The sequence below is a fragment of the Cellulophaga baltica 18 genome (assembly GCF_000468615.2).
Classification (GTDB): domain Bacteria; phylum Bacteroidota; class Bacteroidia; order Flavobacteriales; family Flavobacteriaceae; genus Cellulophaga; species Cellulophaga baltica.
Map to the genome: position 1 here is coordinate 4517435 of NZ_CP009976.1, position 24548 is coordinate 4541982.

At 36.4% G+C, this 24548-nt stretch carries 18 protein-coding genes; 16 read left to right on the plus strand and 2 right to left on the minus strand.

Annotated features, from left to right (window positions below):
- The first annotated feature begins 176 nt into the window (after positions 1-176).
- Complete coding sequence (locus M666_RS19445; RefSeq protein ID WP_029445551.1) at positions 177-1388, plus strand: GAF domain-containing sensor histidine kinase; 1212 nt, start codon at positions 177-179, stop codon at positions 1386-1388.
- A gap of 119 nt (positions 1389-1507) precedes the next feature.
- On the opposite strand, the gene M666_RS20525 is transcribed toward M666_RS19445, so the two are convergent.
- Complete coding sequence (locus tag M666_RS20525) at positions 1508-1654, minus strand: hypothetical protein (RefSeq protein WP_155854694.1); 147 nt, start codon at positions 1652-1654, stop codon at positions 1508-1510.
- Between the two features lie 291 nt (positions 1655-1945).
- Between M666_RS20525 and M666_RS19450 the strand changes: the two genes are divergently transcribed.
- The 15 genes from M666_RS19450 (at position 1946) to M666_RS19520 (ending at position 22273) form a co-directional block, all read left to right on the plus strand.
- Positions 1946-3832, plus strand: a complete 1887-nt coding sequence (locus M666_RS19450) for an immunoglobulin domain-containing protein (RefSeq protein WP_029445550.1) — start codon at positions 1946-1948, stop codon at positions 3830-3832.
- Between the two features lie 165 nt (positions 3833-3997).
- Positions 3998-4813 (plus strand): glycosyltransferase family 2 protein, encoded by an 816-nt coding sequence (locus tag M666_RS19455; RefSeq protein ID WP_039326099.1) that lies wholly within the window; start codon positions 3998-4000, stop codon positions 4811-4813.
- A gap of 511 nt (positions 4814-5324) precedes the next feature.
- On the plus strand, positions 5325-6209 hold the full coding sequence (locus M666_RS19460) for an AraC family transcriptional regulator (protein WP_029445548.1): 885 nt from the start codon (positions 5325-5327) through the stop codon (positions 6207-6209).
- Between the two features lie 142 nt (positions 6210-6351).
- Complete coding sequence (locus tag M666_RS19465; RefSeq protein ID WP_029445547.1) at positions 6352-7656, plus strand: GntP family permease; 1305 nt, start codon at positions 6352-6354, stop codon at positions 7654-7656.
- Positions 7657-7813: 157 nt separating this feature from the next.
- Complete coding sequence (locus M666_RS19470) at positions 7814-8821, plus strand: L-rhamnose/proton symporter RhaT (RefSeq protein WP_029445546.1); 1008 nt, start codon at positions 7814-7816, stop codon at positions 8819-8821.
- Positions 8822-8897: 76 nt separating this feature from the next.
- The gene (locus tag M666_RS19475) at positions 8898-10067 is read left to right on the plus strand and encodes a mandelate racemase/muconate lactonizing enzyme family protein (RefSeq protein WP_029445545.1); all 1170 of its coding nucleotides are present in this window, start codon (positions 8898-8900) and stop codon (positions 10065-10067) included.
- A complete protein-coding gene (locus M666_RS19480; RefSeq protein WP_029445544.1) occupies positions 10039-11487 on the plus strand; it encodes an aldehyde dehydrogenase family protein in 1449 nt (482 codons plus the stop codon). The genes M666_RS19475 and M666_RS19480 overlap by 29 nt, the downstream gene beginning before the upstream one ends.
- A complete protein-coding gene (locus M666_RS19485) occupies positions 11488-12435 on the plus strand; it encodes a 2-dehydro-3-deoxygalactonokinase (protein WP_025614220.1) in 948 nt (315 codons plus the stop codon). It abuts the gene before it with no gap.
- Positions 12425-13072, plus strand: a complete 648-nt coding sequence (locus tag M666_RS19490) for a bifunctional 4-hydroxy-2-oxoglutarate aldolase/2-dehydro-3-deoxy-phosphogluconate aldolase (RefSeq protein WP_024479568.1) — start codon at positions 12425-12427, stop codon at positions 13070-13072. Before M666_RS19485 ends, M666_RS19490 begins: the two co-directional genes overlap by 11 nt.
- A 64-nt stretch (positions 13073-13136) precedes the next feature.
- A complete protein-coding gene (locus tag M666_RS19495) occupies positions 13137-13463 on the plus strand; it encodes a hypothetical protein (protein WP_029445543.1) in 327 nt (108 codons plus the stop codon).
- A 170-nt stretch (positions 13464-13633) separates the two neighbouring features.
- Complete coding sequence (locus tag M666_RS19500) at positions 13634-15049, plus strand: sulfatase (protein WP_039326103.1); 1416 nt, start codon at positions 13634-13636, stop codon at positions 15047-15049.
- Between the two features lie 21 nt (positions 15050-15070).
- The gene (locus tag M666_RS19505; RefSeq protein WP_316932432.1) at positions 15071-17170 is read left to right on the plus strand and encodes a glycoside hydrolase family 127 protein; all 2100 of its coding nucleotides are present in this window, start codon (positions 15071-15073) and stop codon (positions 17168-17170) included.
- 36 nt (positions 17171-17206) lie between these two features.
- On the plus strand, positions 17207-18772 hold the full coding sequence (locus M666_RS19510) for an MFS transporter (RefSeq protein WP_029445540.1): 1566 nt from the start codon (positions 17207-17209) through the stop codon (positions 18770-18772).
- An 18-nt stretch (positions 18773-18790) separates the two neighbouring features.
- Entirely contained in the window at positions 18791-20254 is a 1464-nt protein-coding gene (locus tag M666_RS19515; protein ID WP_029445539.1) for a family 16 glycosylhydrolase, read from the plus strand.
- Positions 20255-20284: 30 nt separating this feature from the next.
- Positions 20285-22273 (plus strand): glycoside hydrolase family 127 protein, encoded by a 1989-nt coding sequence (locus M666_RS19520; RefSeq protein WP_029445538.1) that lies wholly within the window; start codon positions 20285-20287, stop codon positions 22271-22273.
- Positions 22274-22359: 86 nt separating this feature from the next.
- Here M666_RS19520 and M666_RS19525 read toward each other — a convergent pair whose 3' ends face one another.
- Positions 22360-24546: a xanthine dehydrogenase family protein molybdopterin-binding subunit gene (locus M666_RS19525; RefSeq protein ID WP_029445537.1), complete on the minus strand. Its 2187-nt coding sequence runs from the start codon at positions 24544-24546 to the stop codon at positions 22360-22362.
- Positions 24547-24548: the final 2 nt, after the last annotated feature.

The window sequence follows — 24548 nt, forward strand, 5'->3', positions numbered from 1 at the left end:
ATTAAAATCGGGTAATAATTACCCGCATGGGGAATTATTATCTACGTATTATTCTTTTTTGCAGCATATTGATTAGAATAATGCTAAATATTTTATTTAAGAAAATCCAAAGCAATGTTTGTGAGGTTCGTAGAAAAAATTAAATTGTGAAATAATATTTTTTGAAAGTAATGTAAATGAAAAATTATCAGAGGGATATCGATGACATACAATCAATAAATGTTATTCCGAAAATATTGAATGTTATCAGCGAAAGTACCGGTTTAGGATTTGTTGCCGTAGCAAGAGTAACTACAGATAACTGGCTTACTTGTGGAGTCTTAGACAATCTTAATTTTGGTCTTCTCCCGGGAGATGAACTAAAAGTTGAGTCTACCATTTGTCATGAAGTTAGGCAAGCTAAACAACTGGTAGTAATTGACGATGTTGGAACTGATGCTTACTACAGAGACCATCATACTCCAAAAATATATGGCTTCAAGAGTTATATATCAGTTCCTATTTTCAGAAATAATGGCAACTTTTTTGGGACGCTTTGCGCTCTTGATCCTAAGCCAAATAAATTAGACAATTCTAAAGTTGTGGGAATGTTTACGCTTTATGCTGAACTTATTTCTTTTCATTTAGACGCTATAGAGACTTTAAGAGAGAAAAATAAAGAAATTACTACAAAAAATCATCAGCTAGCAACTTATGATTTTGTTTCTAGTCATGACCTTCAAGAACCCTTGCGTAAAATCCAAATGTTTTGTAGTTTAATTCGAGAAAAAGAAACACAAAAACTCACTGAACCTGTCAAAGGCTATTTCAATAAAATTGAAAGCGCTGCCAAAAGAATGCGTCATATTTTAAAAGATTTACTTGAATATTCAGAAGTTAAAGAATTATCAGACCGTTACAAGTTCACTAATTTATCTAAGGTTATTCTTAGAACCAAGGATCGACTGGCCACCGAAATTACAACCTCTAAGGCTACATTGCTTACTGAAGATTTGTATTCTTTAAAAATAATACCTAGTCAGATAGAACAGCTATTTTATTGTTTATTAATGAACTCTATAACCTTTAGAAGCCTAGACCGCAAATTGGTAATAAAAATAGCTAACACTATAGGGAAAGGTCAAGATTTTGGATTTGAAGATCCAGAATCACAAATTACTTATTGTGAAATTATCATTCAAGATAACGGAAAGGGTTTCGATGCAGTACATAACGAGAAAATTTTTGGTATGTTTCAGCAACTAGAGCCTAGTGTAGACGAAAGATCTACAGGTATTGGTCTTGCCATTTCAAAAAGAATTGTTGAAAATCATCAAGGAAAAATCATTGCTTCTGGAGTACGTAATAAAGGGGCAACATTTAAAATTTATCTTCCAATAGAGGAATAAAGGCGCTAAGTATAGCTACAATCACGTCCTAATTCTTAAGGCAACCTCATAAAAAACTCCGGTAAACAAATACGTGTTGATTACCGGAGTCTTCTTATTATAATAGCGTGAGTAATACCTTAGCCCATAGCGCTAAAATAATTTGGAGATGAAGACTGCTTAGATACTAACGCTCTTACAATACTTTCATGCAACAATAATTCATTATTTGTGATAATTACCTTTTCGCTAATTCTTTCCGTTCCTTTATATTGATTTGTCTCCATTTGGTATAGTTTTATGTGTGCTACAAAGATGAACTCTCACTTCGAAGAAGTTGTTATACAATTTCAAGAAATTATTGTATAATATTAGGATTATTAAAACCAAATTAGTCAGGCTGCACCATAAATTCTAGTACTGGTCATTTCATGAACAACAAGAAACCTCCAATACACCCTCAAAAGAATTCTATTAACAACAATTAGAACTCTCCTGTTATAAATTCTGTTAGCTTAGAGCTGCTTTAGGATAACCGCTAAAGCATTTTTACACACACCTTTAATACCACACACAGATTGAAGCATACCGCATTAGTAAAATTATTTCTAGCCTTACCTATTACCTTATTTATTCTTCTATTTGGAACTAATACCCGCACTATTGTGCCCTACTCCACAACAGAAGAAATAAATTCAAACACACGAATTGACAACCTTAGCCCTTTTCCTGATAGTGACGGAGACGGACTCACAGATGACATTGATGAGGATGATGACAATGATGGTATTCCCGATCTTTTTGAAGACGGTTGTGAAGTAAGCACCGGATTTGGAACGCCTCCTCCTAGTCTAGGGTCAACAAACTATGTAACTTCTATCTACACCAACTATAGCGGCTTTTGGTCCTCATCTGTGGGAGCCCTGAACACGACATCTTATGATAATGTCTCTGAACTTTTAGCGTTTACTGTAGGTAGCCAAACCTATGCTACAGGCGTTGGAGCCACTGCTATGATAGATACAGATAGTAATGGGTTTTATGATAATGTAGACACGGATGGAGATACCGTAGGAGATTTAACGGTAGTAGAAACTTCGTGGACCGCATTAAGACCCGTGACCAGTATTACATCTGGCGTACGATTAGAAGGTAGAGCCATAGATGGCAATACTTCAAATGCCGTAGGACCACAGCTCACCTCTGGCGGAATACCCTTTAATCCGTACCTATATCAAGGAGAAAGAGGTCTTGATATGGGGTATGCTATTGCAAATATTGACAATGCCTGGTATTTCAGTCTAGGAGGAACAAACACAGCTGCTTATGGAGATGGTGAGATGGATATTCTACTCACCCAAGGCGCACAATTAGGGAGTGGTTTGAACTATAACAGACTGCACTTACTAGATGAAGATGGAAATTATCTAGGTAATGGTGTTGAAGTTAATTGGAATGATACACCTGTAGTAGGAAACTCTAATGTAGATCAATACAATGCCAATGATTCGTCTAGTGGTAGAAATCAAAAAAAGAATATTCGCCTTGCTGCAGTTGAATTATCTGAATTTGGACTTACCGCTGCCGAAAGAGCTAAAGCAATAATATTTCGACTTGAAATTTCCGCGAATGCAGATCCTATATTTTTTGTAGTAAATGATAAAAGTTTTTACACCGGTTGTACTCCTTTAGATTCTGATGGCGATGGGATACCAAACAGTTTAGATTTGGATAGTGATAACGATGGCATATATGATGGTATTGAAGCTGGTCACGGAAAAACACTTGTTGACGGACAAGTAACCGGATCTGTGGGTACGGATGGTATACCCGATAGCGTACAGGCTACAGGACAATTTGACAATGGTACAATAAATTATCAAATTAATGATTCTGATACGGATAACACTTTTGATTTTTTATCTTCTGATAGTGATGCTGATGGATGTACTGATGTTATAGAAGCTGGTTTTCTAGATCCCGACAACGATGCTATACTAGGCAATTCTCCAGTATCTATAGACTCCTGGGGGGTAATTATTAATCAAGGCGGATATACTGGTACAAAAGATGGAAATACAAATGCTGTCCCCGACTACCAAGAAGCTAGTGCAGCACCAACTATTACTATGGAACCACAAGACACCATTATTTTTGATGGAAATTCTGGCTCTATTTCTGTTACAGCCTCAAATACCGCACAATATCAGTGGCAAATAAGTACGGATGGAGGAACAAGTTTTTCTGATATTATCGATTTTGCAAGCTATACAGGAATTCAAACAGCTACTCTGACCATTCATAATGCAAATATGGAATTTAACGGCTTGGAATTTCGAGTAATACTTTCAAATGAAGGGTATGCATGCTCCTCTCCTATTATTTCCGAAAGTGTAGTATTAGATATCAAAATAAAAACAATGATTACCAATCGGAAAATAACATACCGAATTCATAAAGCATAAGATTGCAATTGCTTTAAGAGCATTTTTAAAGTTCATATCTAATTGTACAAAAAAACGCTACTTAATTTAATAACCTATTCCAAAGGTTTTAATAAAACAGAGATAACCTACGCTTATCATTAGCGTTATACTTTAGCATTTCATATAAGATAGTATACCGTTCTGATGGAAGACACACTTTCGATAATTATAAGTACTTACAATTCTGAAAAATGGTTGCAAAAAGTACTTTGGGGTTATAACGTTCAAACCTATAAACAGTTTGAAATTATTATTGCCGATGACGGCTCTACTCCCGCCACAAAACAATTAATTAATGAGATTCAAAAAGATGTCTTTTACAACATACAACATGTATGGCACGAAGACAATGGCTTCCAAAAATGTAAAATTTTAAATAAGGCTATTAGAGCTTGCAATTTTGATTACATCCTGATGACGGATGGTGACTGCATACCTCGAAAAGATTTTGTACAGGTCCACTATGTAAATAGAAAAAAAGGGTTCTTCTTATCTGGCGGATACAGTAAGCTTCCACTGTCCATATCAGAAGAAATTACCCAAAAGGATATTGAAGCGCAAAATTGCTTTGATATAAAATGGTTAAAGCAAAATGGATTGCCTAAAAAATTTAAAAAGAAAAAACTGATTGCAGATTCTGAAAAAGCAGCCTTTTTAAATAAAATTACAACGACGAAAGCATCTTGGAATGGTCATAATTCATCTGGTTGGAAAAAGGATATTCTTGCCGTTAATGGATTTGATGAACGAATGCAATACGGTGGCGAAGATAGGGAAATGGGTCACCGTTTATTTTTCAAAGGAATCAAAGGAATACAAATTAGATATAGTGCCGTCTGCGTACATTTAGATCACGAAAGAAGCTACAAAAACGATGCTATACTCGCCATAAATAAGAAAATACGTAAGGAAACTAAATTTACTAAAAGTATCTGGACACCCTATGGGATTATGAAGTAGAAGTACTTAAGGCAGTAAAACATCTATTTTACAATTTGACAAGGGGCTTTTAATCACTTTACAAGGCGCATTTCTAATAAGCGACTCTTGAGAATAAAAAAAGAAGAGAAATTCAATTTTACCTTTTTCCAATACCACTTTGGCCGTTGAATTTAGCGACCACATTGTTTACTTTAACATTTTTATCCGTATCCCACTTCCAAGCAATTCTATTCGGAAGATTCCCTACTCTGATCCATTTAGACCAATAACCGCCAGGAGTATCAAACTCATCAATGGCCCTCCATTTTATGATCCAGTGATCAACAGAGTTTGACGTTTTTGTTACCTGCTACATCAACAAAATAGACCTGACTATTAAACAAATGACTTTTCTTGTCTAACATTATATTACCCATTTTATTAAGTTTTTTGTTTTATTTAGCGAAATTTATATAATAATTGATAATTTAACCTCCCCAATATTGCTATTTCGCCATTACCCGTGATATAACATATAAAAGTTTTTATTATGAAATTAACCTATAAACAGACGGAAAACAGGCCTGAGAATTCATTTCTAGCAAGACAAGATCGATTGCCGTGTATTGAACAAAATTGGCATTTTCATAAGGAATTAGAATTAATTTATTTTATTAAAAGTACAGGTACAAGGTATGTTGGCAATTCTATAGGCAATTTTGCTCCGGGCGAGCTATACCTTATAGGAAGCAATGTTCCTCATCTGTTTAAAAATCACAAAGAGTATTATGCTGATAATTTAGAAGATGAAGCTGTAGATCTTGTGGTTATCAAATTTGTCCCTGATTTCTTAGGTGAAAACTTTTTAGATTTAGCTGAATCAAAAAAAATACAGCTACTCTTTCAGCGTGCAAACATGGGGTTACAATTTTCTAAAGCGGTAACCTATTTAGTACACAATTATATTTTAGGCTTATTAGGAAATAAAGGGCTTTCAAGAATAATTGGCTTATTGAATATTTTAGACATTCTCTCTGTAGGTGAAAATTACAAAACCTTGTGCTCAGAGGTAATTACAAATACCTATAGTAAAAATGAAAAAGATCGCATGGGCAGAGTGGTCACTTTTTTAACCGAAAATTTTGACAAAAAAATTGAATTGGATGAAGTAGCCGCTATTGCTTATATGACACCCAATGCTTTTTGTCGTTACTTTAAAAAAAGAACTCATAAATCCTTTACGCAATATTTAAACGAAATTAGGTTACGTCATGCCTGTAAACTTTTAATTGAAGGAGAAATGCAAATAGCCACCGTATGCTACCAGTCTGGCTTTAATACCCTCACAAATTTTAATAGACAGTTTAAAACGCTCATGAAAGTTACTCCTTCAGAATACATGGAAAAATATAATGAAACTTTAGGACCACGATAGTAATTATCATCAATAATTTCTAATTAAATACCTCAATATTGCATAAGGTAAAATAATGCTAATTTAAGATAGTGGTTAGGCATTAAAAGCGGTAACCTCTTGCTATTTTTGATTTCTAACCAAATTCGTTTAAACACAAACTATGACGGCATTAATTACCCTAATACTTTGTATTACGCTATTAATTGTAGCTATCACTATTTTTAAGATTCACCCAATACCTGCATTACTTTTTTTTGGCTTACTATTAGGACTTACTACTGGTGGTACCGTAAGTACCGTAACCGAAAGCTTATTAAATGGTTTTGGAAATACATTGAAATGGATAGGCCTCATCATATTTTTTGGTGCATTCTTGGGTGAAATACTGTCCGAATCTGGTGGAGCCGAAATAATTGCGAATACAATTATTAAAGTATTTGGCGTGAAATTTTTGCCGTTAAGTATGGCTTTCATTGGTTTTCTTATTGGTATTCCTGTATTTATGGATGTTGCTTACTTAACTTTATTACCAACATTACAGGTTTTATCTAAAAAATCTGGTCACTCCATATTGGTTCTAGGCCTCTCATTAGCTATGAGTTTAACCGTGGCACATGCGCTTATACCTCCTACCCCAGGTCCGCTAGCTGTAGCCGCACTTTTAGAAGTTAATGTAGGTGACATTATTCCCTTAAATATGTTAATTGCAATTTTTGCTATCGGTGGTGGCTTAATCTGGCTCCAATGGAATAAGACCTTTTTACAAAGAACAAAAACTCAAGAAACCATCCAAATTAGCGCCGAAAAGAAGCAGCTTAAAGGCTTTAAAAAGATATTGCCTTTTGTAGCACTTTTATTACCCCTAGCACTTATGTCTATTGGCGCCATTTACTCTTCAGACAACCAAATAATAGCTTTCATTAAAAATCCTATTTGGGCACTCTCCCTAGGAATTTTATGTGCATTACCACTGATATCAACATTAGATTTTAGTAAAACTATACATCATTATTTTCAGAATGCTGCGTCAAAAACAGCTTTAGTAATTCTTATTACTGGCACAGGTGGGGCTTTCGGGCAAGTTATCAAAGACACTGAAATAGTAAATGCACTGTTTTCTGATGTTCATGCCACTGGGGTAATGGTTATTATAATTCCTTTTCTTCTAAGTATGCTATTTACGACGGTAACTGGCTCTATAACGGTTTCTCTGATTACTACAGCATCTATAGTAGCTCCATTAATTGCCAATGGAATGTTAGACCCCAAATTTACCACTGCTGCTATATGTGCTGGTTCCTTGGGGGTAATTCATGTAAATAGTAGCTTCTTTTGGCTGTTTAAAGAAGTACACGATATATCCGTGAGTAAACTTCTAAAATCTTTTAGTGTTCTTTCTTTGCTGACATCCTTATCTGGAGGAGTTATTGTTTTAGCTACGTATTATATCAAAGAATTACTCTAAACTCTCATCAAATAGCTTCTGAAGGGTTAAAATAATGCCTACTTGGGGTAAAATCATTGAATTAAAGCTAGGTATAATCAATTTTCTTTGTAGCAGTATGATAGGAGTTTGTTTTCAAAACACTACTTTAATTCCTATACATCTAAAAAAAGAACATATGAATGATTACACCTTAGCAATAACCTTAGTCCTATTTGCAAGTTTCTTTCAAGGAACTTTCGGATTAGGCATGAAAAATATTGCTCCATTAAAATGGGAAGCTTGGTGGTTAATTCAGTCTTTAGTAGCTATGATTATTGTTCCGGTAGCTTGGGCATTATTTGTAATTCCGGATCTTTTTCAAGTAATTCAAGAAACGCCATCCTACACTTTATTTATTGCCGCTTTTTATGGATTACTTTGGGGCATAGGTGGTATCTTATTTGGCATTAGTGTAGAAAAAACGGGAATATCAATCACCTATGGGATAGTGATGGGGCTTGCCGCATCTGTTGGAAGTATGATTCCGCTGTTCCAAATAGAAGGGGCTTTTGAGCAACCATCTTTCCCCATAATTCTAACTGGAGTAATTCTTCTTCTAATTGGCGTTGGGATAACTGCGGTAGCGGGCGTAAAAAGAGATCAATTAAATACAAAAAATTCATCTAGCAACAAGTCTATTAAAATTGGAGTACTCATTGCGGTAACCTCTGGTATTCTTTCCGCCTCCTTAAATGTTGGTTTTATAAAAGCAGGGCCTGTTTCATCTTTAGCCATTGAAAGTTATAGTGCCTCTACGCAAAATGCAAGTTTAGCTTCGTGGGTAGTGGTACTCATAGGCGGGTTTATCATGAACGGTGGCTATGCTTTATTTCTATTGATAAAAAATAATTCTTGGAGTTCTTATAAAGTAAAAAATAGTAAAAAAGCATATTTCTGGGCAGTTCTAACGGGTATTTTCTGGTTTGCCGCCTTGGGAGTATATGGACAAGGCGCAGCATTGATGGGCAATTTAGGTCCTGTAATAGGCTGGCCTATACTCTTAGGGCTAGCATTAATCATTAGTAACATTTGGGCTTATCGTGCAGGAGAATGGAATAATGCACGAAAACCTTTCAAAATTCTACTAGGAGGGCTCGCCGTTTTAATTAGTGCCATTTGCCTATTAGGATATGCCAATTATTAGCTTCTATAAACAATTAACTAACCATTAATTTCTTGTTCCCAAATCACAAGAAAATTTATAAAAAATAGGATTAAGCATGAAAATTAAAACTATAGAACCTTTCGTAATTAGCCATAAGCTAGATACACCTTTCTATTTCTCGCAATGGCAATACGACACGCGAAAAATTTGCTTAGTCAAAATTACCTTAGACGACGGAACTTATGGTTGGGGAGAAGGTTATGGTCCTGCCAATGTTATTAAGGCCGGAATCGAATTTTTTACTCCTTTTCTAATTGGAAAAACTGCATTAGAAAATGAAGTGCTTTGGGAGGAAATGTACCGCAGATCTATGGATTATGCTAGAAGTGGTTCCCTACAAGCTTCCTTAAGTGCCATTGATGTGGCTTTATGGGATTTGAAAGGAAAACTACTGAATCAGCCTGTATCCGTACTTTTAGGTGGTTTAAAGAATCCAATCATAGAGCCTTATGCTACTGGATTGTATTTTACAAGAGTAGAAAATTTAGAACAATCATTAATAGAAGAAGCCTTACTTTATAAATCTCAAGGGTTTAAAGCGATAAAAATGAAGGTAGGCTTAAGCCTTAAAGAAGATATCAAATATGTAGCAGCAATACGCAAAGCTATTGGATCTGACATTCGATTAATGATTGATTCTAACCATGCCTATTCGTATAAAGAGGCCATTGAATTGGCTCGAAAAGTAGAACAATATGACATCTCCTGGTTTGAAGAGCCTGTTTCGCCTGAAGATTACAAAGGGTATAAAAAACTAAGGGAAAATACGACAATACCTATTGCCGGAGGAGAATGCGAATATCTAAAATTTGGTTTTAAACGCTTACTAGAAAATGAATGTATTGATATTGCACAGCCAGATATTTGTGCTGCGGGCGGACTCACAGAAGCCAAGAAAATTGCTACTATAGTGCAAGCGTTTCATAAAGATGTGGTGCCGCATACTTGGGGTACTTGGATTGCTATAAGTGCAGCTGCTCATTTTATCGGTAATTTGGATAAAAATCCAGGTAGGATGTATAATGACCTTCCAACCATGGAATTAGATAGAACAGAAAATGCATTAAGAGACATTGTTACGCAAGGCCAAATAAACGTGATTAATGGTCAATTTTGCGTCCCTACAACTCCTGGATTAGGGGTAGATGTAGACATGAATAAATTAAAAGAATATCTGGATAAAGAAACACCTCGAAATGAACACAACTTTGAAATTCGGTCATAAAAAATTATATATAAACGGAGCTTTAAGAGATGCTTCTAACGGGGCAACCTTTAATGTGGTATGCCCCGCAGATGAGCAAGTTATTGCCACACTAGCTTGGGCAACCGAAGAAGATACCCAATTAGCTTTAACTAGTGCTCAAGAAGGATTTGAATATTGGTCTGCATTACCCCTTGAAAAACGCATTGAATGGATTGATAAACTACGAAATAAACTCCTTGAAAAAAGCGATTTGTTACGCGAAGCTATAATGTATGAAATGGGTAAAACTTGGGAAGGAAGCCTAGAAGACCTTACAAGTATCACCAATTCCCTTTCTTACTATGCGGAAGAAATTCTAAAACGTAAAGATATCAGCATTGCTGACAAGGAGGGTACACACGAGCATTATATCAAATCGCAGCCTTTAGGAGTAGCAGTAGCTTTTTTGGCCTATAATTTTCCGTTATTAAATTTAGGATTTAAGCTAGGGCCTGCACTTGCTGCTGGATGTAGTATAATTTTAAAGCCTTCTGAATTCTCTCCTTTATCGGCCTATATAATTGGCGAACTATGTCATGAAATAAATTTCCCTAAAGGAGTTATAACAATTGTTAGTGGAGATGTAACAGCCGTTGGTATTCCGCTTTGCGAAAGCAAAATTCCTCGTTTAATTACGATGATAGGAGCTACAGAAACAGCGCAAAAATTAATTGCTCAAAGTAGCAAAACATCTATTAAGAGATACAGTATGGAATGTGGCGGGAATGCTCCATTTATTGTTTTTGATGATGCTGATTTAGAGCTAGCAATAACTATTGGTGCTGCACTTAAAACCGGAAATACAGGACAAATTTGCGTAGCTCCTAATCGTTTTTTTATCCATGAAGCCGTGATTGATGCATTCACGGAAGGAATAGTTCATAAATTTAAAAATACAAAAATTGGTTTTGGCAGGGAAAATAAACCTGATATGGGACCTTTAGCGAATAAGCAGTCTGTTTTAAAAGTAAACGCTATTATTAAAGAGGCCCTAAACCAAGGAGGAAAATTAATATACGGAGGAAATGCCATAGACCGAAAAGGTTATTACTTTGAACCTACCGTTATTCGCCTAGAAAATAATAATGCTGCTATTTTACAAGAAGAAATTTTTGGACCAGTAGCTACCATTGTACCATTTAGCACAAAAGAAGAAGTACTCACATTAGCGAATAATACCGATGCCGGTTTAGCCTCCTATGTTTTCTCTAATGATGCCGCGACTTTAACTTATTTTGCAGACCAATTAGAATTTGGAGAAGTACAGCTAAACGGGGTAAAATATGATATTTACTTACCACATGGTGGTATCAAAAATAGTGGAATTGGAGTAGATTGTTCTACTTTTGCTTTAGACGATTATTTAATAAAGAAAAGAGTAACCAAAGCTTTAGTTTAAATGAAAGTACGCGAATATTTTATCAGTTGTGATTGGGGAACCTCTAATTTTAGACTACGAGTTGTTGCCACTTCAAACCTAAAAATTATAGCAGAGCACAAAACAAATCAAGGGATAAAAACTTTATTCGAACAGTATACAGCACAAAAAACAAAAAAACAAAGCGCTTTTTTCGCGGAATATCTAACTTCTCAAATTTCGCAACTCCCCGAAGAACATCGAAATCATATGGTAGTTACCGCAGGGATGGCTTCTTCCAATATTGGCCTTTTTGAAATGGAATACGCTAATTTTCCACTTCAAGCTAATGGCGATAATTTAAAGTGGAAGTATTTAAAAGTCAATACCCATTTAGAAGTTCTGTTAATATCTGGAGCAAAGACCGAAACAGGAATGATGCGCGGAGAAGAAATACAAGCTATAGGTCTAAACGACCAATTAGCCTCCTATAACGAGGGCATCTTATTATTACCAGGAACCCATAGTAAACATTTGGCTTATCACAATGCTACGTTTATCGACTTGAAAAATTTCATGACCGGAGAACTGTTTGAAGTGCTTTCGCAAAAAAGTATACTCTCTAATTCTATTGAAGTGAAAAGTACAAAATTTGAAGCAGAACCATTTATTGAGGGAGTAACTCTTGGTTTAAAAGGATTACTTAGTACTAGTTTATTTTCGGTGAGAGCCAGACATATTCTTCAAAATAAAGCTAAAGAAAGTAACTATTATTTTTTAAGTGGTTTGCTTATTGGTGATGAAATAAAATATTTAAAAAATACGGATAAAACCATCTTCCTAGCTGCTCCTGATCCCGTATATAGCCTATACAAAATAGCACTAAATCAAATCATAGCAAAGGATAATTTAATCTTATTAGATGGCGCTTCTCTAGAAAGAGCCCTTTTAATGGGTCAGAAAAAAATACTACAGCATTATGACAACTAGTTCAACATTTTCTTGGGAAGCTTATTACAAAGCTCCAATCGTAGGTATTATTAGAGGTGAAACTTTAGAGACCGTTAGAGAAATAGCTAAAGCTTATATAGAGGCCGAATTATTTACCATTGAAATTACGATGAACACAGCAGGTGTCGCTGAAATTATTGCAATGCTAAGAACAGAATTCCCTAGTCTAAATGTAGGTGCCGGTACCGTGTGCACTTTAGAAGATTACTCGGTTGCCGTAAGCGCAGGTGCTCAATTTATTGTGACACCTATCATAGACGAATTGGTGATCAAAAAAGCCGTTGCAGATGCTATACCTATATTTCCTGGAGCTTATACGCCTACGGAAATCTACAAAGCATGGTCTCTGGGTGCCTCTGCAGTTAAAATTTTCCCTGCTACTCAACTAGGGCCTACCTATATTAAAGATGTATTAGCACCGTTAAACACTATAAAACTACTACCTACAGGTGGTGTAAATAAAGAAAACATAAAAACGTTCTTTTCCGCTGGCGCTATTGGTGCTGGTATGGGGAGTTCTTTATTAAACAAACAGCTTATTAAAGATAAAAACTTCAAAGAGCTAACCACCTACTTCAAAAGTATAAAATCTGAAATTGTAGATTTTATAATCTAGCAAGAACAGTTAATCCTAAAAAGGCGCTGTAGCCAAAATAAGTTAAGCACTAATAATTTCTAGTATGAACTATAAATTTAGCCACATCGGCATACCTACAAGTGAAGAAAAAGAATGGGATGGTTTTTACGAACCTGGAAAAATTCATTATACCAAATTTGACAAAGATGAATATCAAATTGAATGGGTAAAGTTTGACGCCGATAGCCCTATGCCAGAATTAGTACGTACCATTCCACACGTAGCGCATGTAGTTGCCAATATGGAAGATGCTTTACAAGGCAAAGATATTTTAGTTGATATTTTTTCTCCTGGTGAAGGCGTGCGTGTAGCATTTATAAAACACAACGGTGCTCCTGTAGAGTTTATGGAAGTTGAATCTCAAATTTAACCTTCAAATATCTATTTATACACTTCTCATAGTTCAATATGGATAATATAGTGCTATAACCGGATAAAATCAGCTACCCTTTTTCTTTTAGTTTTCTATTATTTTGTAATTATTCTATGAATTTATTGTTATTTCATCAATAAATAAGAATTATAATTAATAATTTGAAAATGAGAATCCTCTTTATACTTCTTTCGATTGGCTTACATCATATAAGCGCTGCACAAGAGCAACCCAATATTATCTTCTTATTTGCTGATGATGCAGGTTATGCCGACTTTGGTTTTCAAGGTAGTACCGAAATGAAAACGCCTAACCTAGATAAATTAGCCCAACAAGGGGTTACTTTTACGCAAGGTTATGTTACCGATGCTACCTGCGGCCCTTCTAGAGCGGGTTTAATCACAGGAAAATACCAACAACGTTTTGGTTATGAAGAAATAAATGTGCCAGGATATATGAGTGAAAATTCAAAATTTCTGGCCGATGATATGGGCTTACCTCTAGATCAAGTAACCATTGCCGATTATCTAAAAACATTAGGTTATAAAACAGCCATGTACGGTAAATGGCATTTGGGTGATGCGGACCGTTTTCACCCAACTAAAAGAGGGTTTGATGAGTTTTATGGTTTTAGGGGCGGGGCGCGCAGCTATTTTGGCTACGAGGAAGCTTCTAGCGCTCATCATGACACCAAAATGGAAAGAGGTTTTGGCAACTTTGAAGAACCTCAACGATATGTTACGGATGCTTTAGCAGATGAAGCCATCGCCTTTATGCGTAAAAATAAGAAAAATCCATTCTTCATCTACTTGGCCTTTAACGCCGTGCATACTCCTATGGAAGCCACCGAAGAAGATATGAATGCCTTTCCTGATTTAACTGGCAAGCGTAAAGAGCTAGCCGCAATGACGTTAGCCTTAGATAGAGCATGTGGGAAGGTTTTAAATAAACTAAAAGAGCTAGGTTTAGACAAAAACACCATCGTTGTATTTTCTAATGATAATGGGGGACCAACAGATAAAAATGCCTCGTTAAACCTACCTCTCAGCGGTACAAAATCAAATCATTTAGAAGGTGGTATTAGAGTGCCATTCGTAATGCGTTGGCCAAAAACTATAAAAAAAGGAAGCCAGTATAATTACCCCATAAGCACTTTAGATTTACTCCCTACATTTTATGTCGCTGCGGGCGGTAACAGTCATGACTTAACAGATGTTGATGGTGTAGACCTTATCCCCTATCTTCAAGGAACAAATAAAAGTAGACCCCACCAGACACTTTTCTGGAAAAAAGAAGTTCGCTTAGCGTATAGAGAAGGCGACTGGAAACTGATTCGGTTTGCAGATAGACCTGCTGAACTTTATGATTTATCTACAGATATAGGAGAGCAAAATGATTTAGCTACGACACATCCCGAACGTGTTAAAACCATGTTTAAAAAAATGTTTGAATGGGAATCTACTTTAGAACGCCCTTTATGGATGCTAAAGAGAAGTTTTGAAAATTATGATATAGAGCGTATGGATCGGTACCGCACTCCTGAACTCATAAAAAATGAGATTCCTTCACTTTTAAAAGACTAATACTCAACTAAACGTTTCCAGATGAACATGAAAAGGATACCATTACTTGCCCTAATAGGAATATTACTAATTTCTTGCGCTCCAGATGCAAAAAAAACTGTCGCAGCAAACGCCAGCTCACCATCTGCCAGTTACACCCTAGATGCTGGTAAGGGCATTTTAAATAATGTTCATAGTCCGCATGTAAAATTTAAAAGTATCGATTTTGGAGAATGCCAATGGACGGAAGGTTTTTGGGCAGATAAATTTAAAACAGCCGAAACCAAAATGATTCCTTACATGAGGAGCTTACTAACGGGCGACAAGGGTCATGCGCTGAATAATTTTAAAATAGCTGCGGGGTTACAAGAGGGCAAACATAAGGGTATGCATTGGCATGATGGTGATTTCTATAAATTCATGGAAGCTATCATGTATGTATACGGACAAAACAAAGATGAAAAATTGCGAGCTGAAATTGATGACTACATAACCATCATCGGCAAAGCACAAAGAGAAAACGGCTATTTACAAACACAAATACAGCTCTTTGATGATAGAGAACCTTATAAAAACAGAAAATTTCATGAGATGTATAATTCTGGTCATTTACTAACCAGTGCCTGTATTCATTACCGAATCACCGGACAAACCAACTTTTTAGACATTGCAATTAAGCATGCCGATCTTATGTATTCTTTGTTCATGACAGACAAGGAGCGCTATGGACGCTTTGGTTTTAACCAAACCCAAATTATGGGATTAGTGGAATTATATAGAACTACCAAAAACAAAAATTACTTAGATTTAGCGGAGCAATTCATAAATAACCGAGGTGCATATGAAGTAGAAGAAACGCCAGAAACCAAAGGGTATCCTATTGGTGATATGGTGCAAGAGCGCACTCCATTACGAGAATCTAACGAAGCAGTTGGCCATGCTGTACTTGCTTTATACTATTATGCGGGCGCTGCCGATGTATATGCAGAAACGGGCGAACAAGCCTTGATTGATGCTTTAGATACACTTTGGATGAATGTAGCTTTAAAGAAAATGTATCTTACCGGTGCTGTGGGGCAAGCACATTATGGAGCATCAACCAATAAAGATAAAATTGAAGAAGGTTTTATTAATGAATACATGATGCCCAATACCACCGCCTACAATGAGACCTGCGCTAACATCTGCAACTCAATGTTCAGTTATAGAATGTTAGGTCTCCATGGAGAAGCAAAATATGCTGATGTTATGGAAACTGTATTATATAATAGCGCATTGTCTGGAATTAACATAGCGGGTGATCGATATTATTATGCAAACCCACTGCGTACCGTACATGGCGCAAGAGATTATGATAAAATGAACACAGAATTCCCTACTAGACAGGAGTATCTGGAGTGTTTCTGCTGCCCTCCTAACCTCGTGCGCACCATTGCTCAAGTATCTGGATGGGCCTACAGTAAATCTGAAAATGGCATTGCTGTTAATTTATATGGTGGCAATAATTTAGTAACAACCTTAAATGATGGTTCAGCTCTTAAACTAAAACAAGAAACAAAATACCCTTGGGAGGGCGATATCGCAATTTCTATTGAAGCCTGTAAAGACGAACCCTTTGATATTCTATTGAGAATTCCTGAATGGGCAGTAGGCTCAAAAATTACAATTAATGATGAGGAGGCCAAAATAGAAACTACTCCAGGAACATATGCTACCATAAATCAACCCTGGAAGAAAGGGGATGTTATTCGCTTAACTATACCATTAGACATTAATTTAATCGAAGGTCATAGTCGTATTGAAGAAGTAAGAAATCAAGTAGCCATAAAAAGAGGGCCGGTAGTGTATTGTTTAGAATCTGTAGATTTACCAGAAGACACGAGTATTTTAGAAGCCTATATCAAAGGAGATACCAAAAATTTAAAATCAGCGTATCATCCTGAATTCTTGGGAGGTGTTGCCACAATTTCCGGAGAGGTATTACTTAGAAAAGAAACTGCGAATAGTACGGCAATGTACCAAAAAGTAAATCAACCAGAATGGAACACTTTTAAAACTACGTTTATTCCCTATTTCACCTGGTCTAATAGAAGTAATGAAGAAACAGAAATGTCTGTTTTTCTACCCGTTATTTGGGAATAAAACACTTAGAATTACTACACCAAAAGCCTATAATTTATGAATTCATATAAAAAAAACGCTTACATCTACGCACTCATTGTTGCCATGGGGGGCTTTGTTTTTGGTTTAGATGCAGCCTTAATATCGGGTACCGTAAAATTCATTTCGCAAGAATTTGCGTTGAATGATCTGCAATTAGGAATGGTCGTAGGCGCCCCAGCACTTGGTGTATTATTGGCTTTATTCTTTGCAGGGTATGCCTGTAACAAATATGGAAGACGAAAAACCTTGCAAATAGTGGCTGCCCTCTATGTGCTCTCGGCTATCGGATCTGCCTTTTCTCCTAACTATATAAGCCTATTAGCTTTTAGATTCTTAGGTGGTTTAGCCTTTACATCAATCTCATTAGCTGCTATGTATATTGGGGAAATAGCACCTCCTAAATTGCGAGGAAAGCTAGTTACCATGATCCAAATTAATATTGTAATAGGATTATCTGGAGCTTATTTCATTAATTATTTGATACTACAATTAGGGGTCTCCGATACAGCCTGGATACAAGAGCTAAATTTTAATGAAAACACTTGGCGATGGATGTTGGGCTCCGAAATCTTACCGGCTATCGCTTGGTTTATACTTTTATTCTTTGTTCCTCGGAGTCCTGCTTGGCTATTTTATAATGGAAAACAAGAGGACGCTAGATTAACCTTGCTGAAACTTTTGCCTGAAGACAAGGTAAACGAACAGCTTCTTGATATGGAGACAAGCATGAAAAGCAGTAATGACAACCGTTCTGTGGTCTCACAGCTAAAAGAAATCTTTAGTAAAAATTATAGAGTAACTTTTATCATTGCATTTACTTTAGCAATTGCACAACAGACCTCTGGTATCAATGCTATTTTGTTTTATGCGCCAACAGTTTTTGAACAGATAGGCATAGGAACTGATGCTGCTTTCATGCAAGCTATTTGGACAGGACTAACTGGCTTACTATTTACCCTATTAGGCTTACTATTAGTAGATAAGATAGGAAGACGCCCCATGATTATTGGCGGAATGGTATGGGTTGTTATAAGTTTGGGCATTGCCTATGCAGGTTTTAAAACGGCTACTTACACCCTCACAAAAGAGGCCATCACAGAAATGACCCAAATACCAAATGTTGAACGGTTGCATAGCATGATTGATATTGAATATGATAGTGATATTGATTTAAAAGAGGCATTAATTAAATCATTAGGAGAAAAAGATGCCCGTGAACATTCTAGCTTACTAATCCAGAAATCTGCCACTATAAATGCTGTTTTAGTATTGGTTGGTATTCTAAGTTTTATTGCGGCCTTTCATTTCTCTATAGGGCCCGTGATGTGGGTTTTATTTTCAGAAATTTTTCCAATTTCATTACGCGGTATTGCCATCCCATTTTTTACTTTGATCACGAGTACAGCTAGCTGGTTAATTCAAATGATGTTCCCTACACAATTGGCAACATTCGGGATTAGTAATACGCTACTTTTCTATGCAGCAACAGTGTTCCTAGGCATGCTTATTCTTTACCGCTATTTAATTGAAACCAAGAACTTAACTATCGAAGAAATTCAACTTAAACTACAAAATAAATAAACGTTCAAAAAATTAATAATGAAATCTTTTACACTATACCCACTAGTAGTTCTTGCCCTTTTGCTACTACATACAACAGCGAGTTCTGCTCAAAAAAAACAAATAAAAACACTTACATCTACATCTAAAATACATCCATTTTCAGATCCCACAAATGAAGGAAATTGGATTTTAAATGAAGAGATCAGCGATGAATTTGAAGGTACTGAAATTGACACTACCAAATGGTTTGTAGAAGGCCAGAATGGAGATTACTATATTTGGAAAGGGAGAGCTCCTTCTCAATTTGCACCCCACAACGTCATCGTAGAAGACGGTGTTCTTAAATTGCGTACCCAATGGGAACCTGATTATCCTTTTGCGAAGGAAAACTATGCAGATGGCAGTAACAATGATACCTATGGCGTTTTTGAAGGCGAACCGCTACCTGTTACCACGGCTGGTGTAGTGGGTAAGAAACGTTTCTTAAATGGCTATATGGAAGTAAAATCCAAACAAGGAAATGCTGCAATTACAGGAGCTTTTTGGGCTATTGGCTATGAACAAGAGTTAGATGTCTATGAATTAATGGGGAATCCAAAAATAGACGGAAATATAAAAGCTAATTCCTATTTAGCAACCGCTCATGATTGGAGCCCACCCGCAGTAAGACCTACTAAAGTTTTTAATCACGTAGAAAGCTTGCCCTTTAGAACAGCAGACGATTTTCATGTTTATGGTGCGGAATGGGGAAAAGACTTTCTAAAATTATTCATAGATGGTAAAATGGTTCATCATTTTACCCAAGATCAAGTAGGAACAGATTGGGTATTGAACAATCCCATGGAAATATGGTTAGATTCTGAAATTTTCAAATGGTTAGGGCTTCCTCATAAAGAGGAGCTTCCTGTAGATTTTGAGATTGAATACATGCGTGTATGGCAAAAGCCTACAAGCAACCTATTAGCGCCTGCATTTTATGGCTTCGAAGGTCCTATTTTATTTGAAGAAAACCCACGACCTTTAAAAATGGTTCCTGAAGATTCTGAACCTAATGATTATCAAAAATTTTGGTCTATTGATGAAGCTTCCTCTCAATATCTACGTATTGTTCATGGCGATTATGCATCGGGAGTAAATAGCTTAAAATTTACAGGCTATGGCAAAAATGACTCTTTGGCGATTAATACTGTTAAAATAATAAGCCCAAAAGGCGCTCTAAAATTACCCGCAGGACAATTAAAGGTTTCTATGAAAATTTGGTTGGACCAAGGCAGAGTGGCCGACAAAATTCATCTTACATTGACTAATCCAATGATTAAAGTGGTTTTTTCTGACCTTAAAAAATTGCCCAGAAGAAAATGGGTACATGTAGAAGCTACAGTTCGTAGAACCTTAGCTTCTAAGTCCGATGATCAAATGATCCTAGAAATCAAAAAAGAAGATCTGCCTGCAACAAAGGCTGCCAAGTTTTTTATTGATGATATTGAAATTAAAAAATAAGTCGTTTAGAAAAAATATAATTCTGTTTTTATGAATAATACGATAAAAAAACCAGTAGTCTCCAGCATTGATAATTCATCAAGTCCATTTGTTCAACTAAAAAATATCAACCTAACAGATTGTCAATGGACCAGTGGATTTTGGGCTGAAAAGTTTAAAACCTGTGAAGAGGTGATGATTCCCTACATGGGTGAGGTCTTGTGTGGTGATATTGGTCACGCCTTGAATAATTTTAAGATTGCTGCTGGAGAAAAGGAAGGAGAACATAAAGGTATGTTCTGGCATGATGGTGATTTTTATAAGTTTATAGAAGCCAAAATATATGTTTACGCGCAAAATAAAAATAGTAAAATTCTTGAAGAAATAGATAACTATATAAGCATCATAAGCAAAGCGCAAGAAGCTGATGGGTATTTGCAAACACAAATTCAATTACGTCCTGAGGTAGACCGTTACGAGAATCGTAAATACCATGAAATGTATAATACCGGTCACTTACTAATTACGGCTTGCGTGCATTATAGAGTAACAGGACAACGTAATTTTTTAGCCATTGCCATTAAGCATGCTACCCTACTGCATACCATTTTCATGCCTGAAACTAAGCATTATGGTAGGTTTGGTTTTAATCAAACTCAGATAATGGGCTTGGTAGAGTTATATAGAACTACGGATGATAAAAAGTATTTAGAATTAGCTGAACGATTTATAAATAATCGAGGTAAATATGCTGTGGAGCATACAGATACCACGATTGGTTATCCTATTGGAGATATGGTGCAGGAACGCACGCCAATCCGAGAATCTAAGGAAGCTGTTGGGCATGCTGTACTAGCATTATATTACTATGCTGGCGCTGCAGATGTAGCTTCAGAAACTGGTGAAAAAGCTTTGATTGATGCTTTAGATCGCCTTTGGATAAATGTAACGCAAAAAAAAATGTACCTCACTGGGGCTGTTGGACAAGCGCATTACGGCGCTTCTACAAATCTGGATATGATTGAAGAAGGCTTCATCAATGAATATATGATGCCAAATATGACTGCCTATAATGAAACGTGTGCAAATATCTGTAATGCTATGTTTAGTTATAGAATGTTAGGACTCCATGGAGAATCTAAATACGCAGACATCATGGAACTTGTGCTGTACAACAGTGCCCTTTCCGGAATCAGCATAAAAGGTGATTCTTATTTTTACGCGAATCCGCTGCGAATGCTTAACAACACTAGAGATTATCATGCACACGAGAATGTCACGGAAACACCTAATAGAGAACCCTATTTAAGTTGTTTTTGTTGTCCGCCGAACTTAGTACGTACTATTGCACAAGTTTCTGGTTGGACTTATAGTATCGCTAAAAATGGTATTGCTATAAATTTATTTGGAAGTAGTGTATTAAAGACAAAACTATCAGATGAGTCAAGTCTAATTATACACCAAGATACAGAATACCCTTGGAAAGGTTTGGTTAAATTAACAATTGAAGAATGTAAGGAAACCGCCTTCGATATAATGATCCGCATTCCGTCTTGGGCTATAGACGCAAAAATTATGGTAAACGGATCTGAAACAGATGTAGCTGTAACCGCGGGAAAATATGCTACTATTAATCGTATTTGGAAAAAAAACGATACTGTCGTGTTAGACATGCCCATGGAAATTCAAATAATAGAAGGTCATCCAAGAATTGAAGAAATTAGAAATCAAATTGCGGTAAAAAGAGGCCCTATAGTATACTGTATAGAATCTCCAGATTTACCTAAGCATACAAACATTTTAGAGGTCTATTTTGATAAAAAAAGACCTTTAGTAGCGAAGCACCAGCCTGACTTTTTAGGTGGTGTAACTACCTTAGAAGGCGAATTGCTGTTACGAAAAGATAACAGCGAAAGTATGTATAGAACAGTTCAAACACCAGAATTTGAAGCGTACAAAACACAGCTAGTTCCTTATTTTGCTTGGAGTAATAGGGGGCAAGCAGAAATGACGGTTTTCATGCCCGTAGTTTGGGAATAATAGCTAGTACTATCTCTCATAAAAAACCCACTACATCTTAATTGCTGTAGTGGGTTTTTGCTTCTTTAAGTTCTGATCGATCTATATTACACCAACTTATACTCCATTAAAGGTAAATTCTTATACCTTTTCCCTGAAGCTTTAAAAATAGCATTTACTATTGCTGGTGCAATTACAGGAACACCCGGCTCCCCTACTCCGGTTGGTCTCTCGTTATTTTCTACAATTTCCACATGAATATTTGGTACTTGTGGCATTCGTATCATTTGATAATCATGAAAATTGCTTTGCTCAATAGCCCCGTCTTTAGCTGTAATTTTACCATAAAAAGCTAAGGACATTCCGAAAATTGCAGCGCCTTCCATTTGAGCCGTAATTGTATTCTTATTTACAGCTAGACCACAGTCAATCACAGAGTGTATGTTATGTACTTTTACTTTATCATTGATAACAGAAACTTCCACTACAGAGGCTACATACGATAAGAAACTATAATGTACCGCTAATCCCATAGCATGACCTTCTGGTAATTCTTTACCCCATTCAGCATTTTTAGCTGCCGTTTTTAAAACGTGCTTTAATCGGGCCGTATCATATTTATAGTCGTTTTGAGTCTCTTCTATTCGGTCACTACCAATTAGGTTTAGTCTAAATTCTAAAGGATCTATTCCTGCTTCATACGCTAGTTCATCTGCAAATACATTGATTGCAAAGCCATGCGGTATATTTATCACAGAACGCAACCATCCTATTCTAACATGCGCTGGGGCCTTTCCTGTTTCAAATTGCATATTCGGAATTTCAAAAGGCACATTTGCAGCACTTGCGGCTTCCCAAGACGCCGGCTCATCTGCACCCGGACTAAAAGTAGAACCTATGGTAGGAAAAGCAAACCGATGCAACCACCCTGTTACCTTGCCATCCGTATCTATACTCCCTTTCATATGCTGAGAGGATACCGTATGAAAATAACTGTGTTGAATATCATCTTCACGCGTCCATACCACCTGTACGGGACTATTAATTGCTTTTGAAACAGCAACTGCTTCAACGACATAATCTGGTTTAGATTTTCGACCAAAACCGCCTCCTAAAAAAGTAACATTAACTGTTACATTATCCTCGGAAGTCTCTAAAAACTCACTTACCTCTGTTCGGGTACGTTGCGGTTCTTGTGTAGGCGCCCAAATCTCACAACTACCTTCTTTTACCCAAGCCACAGCATTTGGTACCTCCATAGGAGCATGTACTAAATGTGGAAGTTGATAGGTACTCTCAATTGTTTTAGATGCCTTTTTAAATGCTTGATCCACATCTCCAAGACTCTTTACGACAGAACCCTTTTTCTGAACATTTGCCGTAATCTCCTCCATATATTTTTCAGAATCGTAGGATTTATTATCACCTAAATCCCATACTACTTCTAATGCATCTCTTCCTTTAAATGCTGCCCATGTATTAGTTGCAACTACAGCAACACCTCCTAAGGGTCCAAAAGGTTTAATTATCATTGGAATTTCCACCACATCAATGACCCCTGCAATTTTTAAAGCGGCTGTTTTATCAAAAGAAACCACTTTTCCAAAAGCTACTGGACATCTTTTAACTGCCGCAAACTTCATTCCTTCCAATCTGGCATCCAAACCAAATACAGCACTACCGTTTGCTAGATTTTTGACATCTTTACTGGGTAGATATTTGCCTATATATTTAAAATCTTTCGGATCTTTCAACTGTACCTCTTCTGGTACCTCCAAGGTTTTTGCAATTTCCACCAAATCTCCAAAAGCAATTTTATCGCCTTGTGTATTTAAGATAAAATGATTTTCTGCATGACAGTCTTCTGCTGCTATTTCCCATTTTTTAGCTGCTGCCGCAATTAGCACGGCTTTTGTTGCCGCTCCAATTTTTCGCATTTCCTCATATAGGAGACGCACACTTTTAGAGCCATCTGTATTTTGGTCGCCATACTTCACATCACCTACCGCCTGAGAGATCCGAACTCTATCCCAATCAGCTTCCATCTCATCTGCAATCACGGAGGTTAAAGAAGTACGTACCCCCTGCCCCATTTCTGATCTAGAAGCTACTAAAATTAAAGAACCATCAGAATTTAATTGAACAAATAAATTTGGATTAAATGCGATAAGTTCTTTTGTTTCTACAGAACAACTATTAAAAAGACTTGCGCCTGAGGCTATAATTAACCCTCCAGAAGCTAATCCAATGCCTTTAATGAAACTTCTACGGCTTACATTTTGTACATCTTTCATAC

Bases quoted from the DNA above. Each gene is read 5' to 3' on its own strand.
- M666_RS19445 (WP_029445551.1), top strand. From the start codon at position 177: ATGAAAAATTATCAGAGGGATATCGATGACATACAATCAATAAATGTT.
- M666_RS20525 (WP_155854694.1), bottom strand. From the start codon at position 1,654: ATGGAGACAAATCAATATAAAGGAACGGAAAGAATTAGCGAAAAGGTA.
- M666_RS19455 (WP_039326099.1), top strand. From the start codon at position 3,998: ATGGAAGACACACTTTCGATAATTATAAGTACTTACAATTCTGAAAAA.
- M666_RS19460 (WP_029445548.1), top strand. From the start codon at position 5,325: ATGAAATTAACCTATAAACAGACGGAAAACAGGCCTGAGAATTCATTT.
- M666_RS19465 (WP_029445547.1), top strand. From the start codon at position 6,352: ATGACGGCATTAATTACCCTAATACTTTGTATTACGCTATTAATTGTA.
- M666_RS19470 (WP_029445546.1), top strand. From the start codon at position 7,814: ATGAATGATTACACCTTAGCAATAACCTTAGTCCTATTTGCAAGTTTC.
- M666_RS19475 (WP_029445545.1), top strand. From the start codon at position 8,898: ATGAAAATTAAAACTATAGAACCTTTCGTAATTAGCCATAAGCTAGAT.
- M666_RS19480 (WP_029445544.1), top strand. From the start codon at position 10,039: ATGAACACAACTTTGAAATTCGGTCATAAAAAATTATATATAAACGGA.
- M666_RS19485 (WP_025614220.1), top strand. From the start codon at position 11,488: ATGAAAGTACGCGAATATTTTATCAGTTGTGATTGGGGAACCTCTAAT.
- M666_RS19490 (WP_024479568.1), top strand. From the start codon at position 12,425: ATGACAACTAGTTCAACATTTTCTTGGGAAGCTTATTACAAAGCTCCA.
- M666_RS19495 (WP_029445543.1), top strand. From the start codon at position 13,137: ATGAACTATAAATTTAGCCACATCGGCATACCTACAAGTGAAGAAAAA.
- M666_RS19500 (WP_039326103.1), top strand. From the start codon at position 13,634: ATGAGAATCCTCTTTATACTTCTTTCGATTGGCTTACATCATATAAGC.
- M666_RS19505 (WP_316932432.1), top strand. From the start codon at position 15,071: ATGAACATGAAAAGGATACCATTACTTGCCCTAATAGGAATATTACTA.
- M666_RS19510 (WP_029445540.1), top strand. From the start codon at position 17,207: ATGAATTCATATAAAAAAAACGCTTACATCTACGCACTCATTGTTGCC.
- M666_RS19515 (WP_029445539.1), top strand. From the start codon at position 18,791: ATGAAATCTTTTACACTATACCCACTAGTAGTTCTTGCCCTTTTGCTA.
- M666_RS19520 (WP_029445538.1), top strand. From the start codon at position 20,285: ATGAATAATACGATAAAAAAACCAGTAGTCTCCAGCATTGATAATTCA.
- M666_RS19525 (WP_029445537.1), bottom strand. From the start codon at position 24,546: ATGAAAGATGTACAAAATGTAAGCCGTAGAAGTTTCATTAAAGGCATT.